Source organism: Rhodococcus sp. MH15, from assembly GCF_019266045.1.
GTDB lineage: Bacteria > Actinomycetota > Actinomycetes > Mycobacteriales > Mycobacteriaceae > Rhodococcus_F > Rhodococcus_F qingshengii.
The window spans coordinates 1-3,849 of record NZ_LPNP01000028.1 but is presented as its reverse complement, the minus strand read 5'-3'; the positions used below and the strand labels follow the sequence as shown (position 1 = coordinate 3,849).

Genomic DNA, 3,849 nt, shown 5'->3' with positions numbered 1-3,849 from the left:
GCCCCGTTGACTGAACTAAATGCCGAATGGTGCAGGTCTGAAGGGGTGGGGTCGATGTGGGTCGGTAGCTTGCGGACATGAGCGAAGGGGAAAGTTCGAGAGATCTGTCGGGGCTTGTGGTGGCCCGAGTGGGTCGGTTGATAGCGACAGGTCAGGCGGCGGAGCCTTACGTCTTGCAGGGCAGCGACGGTGAACGAGTGGAGTCCGTCGAGGTGTTCTTCCGGGAGCTGATCGCTTCCGGGAGGTCGGTGGCGACGGTGCGTTCGTACGGTATGGATCTGCTCAGATGGTGGCGGTTCCTTCACGCTGTGGACGTGGCGTGGGATCGTGCCGATCGGGTCGATGCCCGCGATTTCAGTTGTTGGATCCAGTTGACGGCGAAGGCACGACAAGGATCAGTGGTGCCGGCCAGCGCCGAGGCGGCTGCTACTGCTGCGGCATCGCCGAATCCTGTCACCGGCAAACCGGCTCTGGGGGCCGGGTACTCGCCGGCGACAGTGGCGCACAGTGAGACGGTGCTGCGAAGTTTCTACGATTTTCATCGGGACGCGGGGACTGGCCCGCTTCTGAATCCGTTCCCTCTCGATCTCTCTCGCCGGTCGAGACGGGCTCATGCGCACCACAATCCGATGGATCATTGGGCACCTGAGCGTGTGGGGCGCTACCGGCCTCGGGTCTCGCAGCGGATTCCCCGAGCGATTCCCGAGGATCTGTTCGATAAGTTGTTCGCGGCGTTGTCGTCGGATCGGGACCGGGCGTTGGTGGCGTTCTGGATTTCATCGGGGGTGCGAGCGTCGGAGCTGTTGGGAGTCCGCGAGTGCGATGTCGACCCGGGGCAGCAGTTGATTACTGTGGTGCGCAAGGGAACACGTGCGGTGGAGCAGGTACCCGCGTCGGCGGACGCGTTCGTCTGGTTGCGGTTGTATCAGGAGCAGTTGCGGGGCGAGGTGCCACTCGGACGGATGCAACCGTTGTGGTGGACACTGCGAAGGCCTCGCCGCCCGTTGAATTACCATGCGGCGCATCGGATGTTCGAGCGTGCGAATGCTACCCTCGGTTCGGATTGGACTCTGCACGACTTACGTCACAGTGCAGCGAGGCGGATGGCCAACGACCCGCACTTGTCCTTGGTGGAGGTCAAAGAGGTGTTGGGGCACGCCCATTTGTCGACGACCGAAATTTATCTGACACCCGATAAGGACGAGGTGATCGCCAGCGTCCTGGCCCACCACGCTCGTACTGCTGATCAGCGGGAACATCCGCGGGCTCCGTCGCCGCCTCCTGCTCCTGGATACGATCCGGCAGCGTTGAGCGTGCTGTTCGGGAGGCCGTTGTGAGCACTGCCGTCAAGCACATGACCCGCCCGGAACGCTTCGAGGTCACACCGGTGCCGCATTCGAGGATTCGCCAACTGCACAAACAGTTTCCACCACGCGAAGGTGAACTCTGGTGGCCGCACACCGCTGCCTCTGCTGAGGAGGTCGAGGCCCGACTGAACTGCTCGGTGCTTGCTGAGGCTGCGGTCACCACCCGAGCCGGACGGCACCGGGGCGTGATCAAGATACTGACCTGGTTGGCTTCGGTGCCAGGCGATACCTGGCAAGCCCGGTGGCTCGCCAGCGGCGCCGAGAACATCCGCGGGTCTCGTTACGGCGCGACAACCTCCTGGGCCGATCTCCCGGTGGAATGGATTGCCGGACACGGGCGCCCTGTCAGACATGATCGCAACGACCTGGCTGCAGGACTGCTGATGTTGCTGTGCCTGGACGTGATCCGGCCGCAGTTGCCGTGGATGCTCTCCCGGGCGCACCCGTTTCTCGCGCCGATGATGGCAAAGCTGCGAGATCCGGACGGATTCGCGCGGTTGGACGAGCTTGCTGCCACTCAGCCGGATACCTCGCGAGACGATGCACGAATCGCAGCGACCAGAATCGCGACCCTGCTGGTATCCAAAGGCGGGACGGTCGCGGAGATCACTGTCGGCGATTGCGTGGAGCTGATCGAAACGATGGCGCAGGTGCACTCCCGCCGCGGTCAGAAGAAGATCGATTTCTACCTGCGACTACGTGCGATGGGCATCTTTCCCGAGGATGCACCACACAGCATCCGTGCGTTCGGCGCTCCGGTCGGACAGTTGACGATCGAACAACTCGTCGACCGCTACCCGATCGAGAACCAACCGATCCGAGCTCTGCTCATCGACTATCTGCGCGAGCGTCAACCCGCGCTGGACTACACCAGTCTCAACTCTCGTGCCCGAGGACTCGCCGGGCTGTTCTGGAGCCGCGTCGAGACACTCGCCCCCGGTATCGACACCCTGGCGCTGCCGCCTGACGTTGCCCGAGCATGGAAGGACGACCTGAGATCGATCACACGCACCGCCGTCGACGCGGCGGGACGAAAGCACGAAACAACTTCGCCCCGAAAGAATTACAAAGACAATCTGTTGCAAGTGCGTGCGTTCTATCTCGACCTCGCGCACTGGGCCGTCGAAGATCCGGCACGCTGGGCGCAGTGGGTGGCGCCCTGCCCGATCAGCGACGCCGAGGTCAAAAGAGGCAAGGAACTCAAACACCGTAAAGCGCGGATGGATCAGCGCACTCGCGAGCGATTGCCTGTCCTGTCGCAGTTGGTTCGGTCCGCAGCTGACCGCCGCGCGGCCGCAGCGGCTCTACTTGTTGCGGCGCAGAACACCGAACCAGGTGAGGTGATCGCGGGAACCGACGGAGAACTGCGACGATCCTTGATCCGTCGGGGAACTGGCCGCGTCGTATGGGCCGACAATACTGTTACCGGTGTTCGCCGCGATCTCACCTACGAGGACGAGGAAGCATTCTGGGCATTCGCCACTATCGAAGTGTTGCGGCTCAGCGGTATCCGTCATGAAGAGCTCCTCGAGCTCAGTCACCACAGCATCACCGAATATCGACTACCTAGTACCGGTGAACTGGTTCCGCTGCTGCAGATAGCTCCATCGAAGACCGATACCGAGCGGCTGATCTTGGTCAGTCCCGAGCTTGCGGAAGTCCTCAGTGCGGTAGTTCAGCGTTCGCGGCAACCCAACGGATCGATACCGCTCGTGGCTGCCTACGATACGCAGGAGAAGCTGTGGAATCCGCCGATGCCGCTGCTCTTTCAGCGGGGAATCGGAAACGAACGCCGAGCGATCCCACCGAGTTTCGTCCGCAAGCTCCTCATCAATGCGCTCACCGTGGCAGCTCTCACCGATGCCAGTGGCGATCCGTTGATGTTTCAGCCCCACGACTTCCGGCGAATATTCGTCACCGACGCGATCATGAACGGCCTGCCACCCCATATCGCACAGGTTATTTGCGGGCACAAGACAATTGACACGACGATGGGCTACAAGGCCGTCTACCCCTCGGAAACGATCGAAGCGCATCGAGCGTTCATCGCGCGTCGTCGTTCGATGAGACCCAGTGAGGAATACCGGACACCGACCGACGAGGAATGGGATGCGTTCTTGTCTCATTTCGAGAAGCGGAAAGTATCGGTCGGGACCTGCGCACGGTCGTTCGGCACACCCTGCATCCATGAGCATGCTTGCGTCAGATGCTCACTCCTGCGGCCGGATCCAACGCAGCGAGGCAGGCTCGAAGAAATCCGAGACAACCTCGAAGCCCGCATCATCGAAGCCAAACAGGAAGGCTGGCTGGGTGAAGTCGAAGGACTGCAGGTCAGCTACACCGGAGTCAGGGACAAGATCGCACAGGTCGATGCCACGATGAAACGAGGATCGGCAACAACTGACCTCGGAATGCCTGGATTCGGATCGATCTCGGGAAGGACTTCCACATGATTACCAAGCTTGAATTCTTGTTCAGAGAA

At 61.5% G+C, this 3,849-nt stretch carries 2 protein-coding genes; both read left to right on the top strand.

Annotated features, from left to right (window positions below):
* The first annotated feature begins 77 nt into the window (after positions 1 to 77).
* On the top strand, positions 78 to 1,337 hold the full coding sequence (locus ATN37_RS00290) for a site-specific integrase (protein WP_011133407.1): 1,260 nt from the start codon (positions 78 to 80) through the stop codon (positions 1,335 to 1,337).
* Entirely contained in the window at positions 1,334 to 3,820 is a 2,487-nt protein-coding gene (locus tag ATN37_RS00285) for a site-specific integrase (RefSeq protein ID WP_011133408.1), read from the top strand. Before ATN37_RS00290 ends, ATN37_RS00285 begins: the two co-directional genes overlap by 4 nt.
* The last annotated feature ends 29 nt before the right edge of the window (positions 3,821 to 3,849 follow it).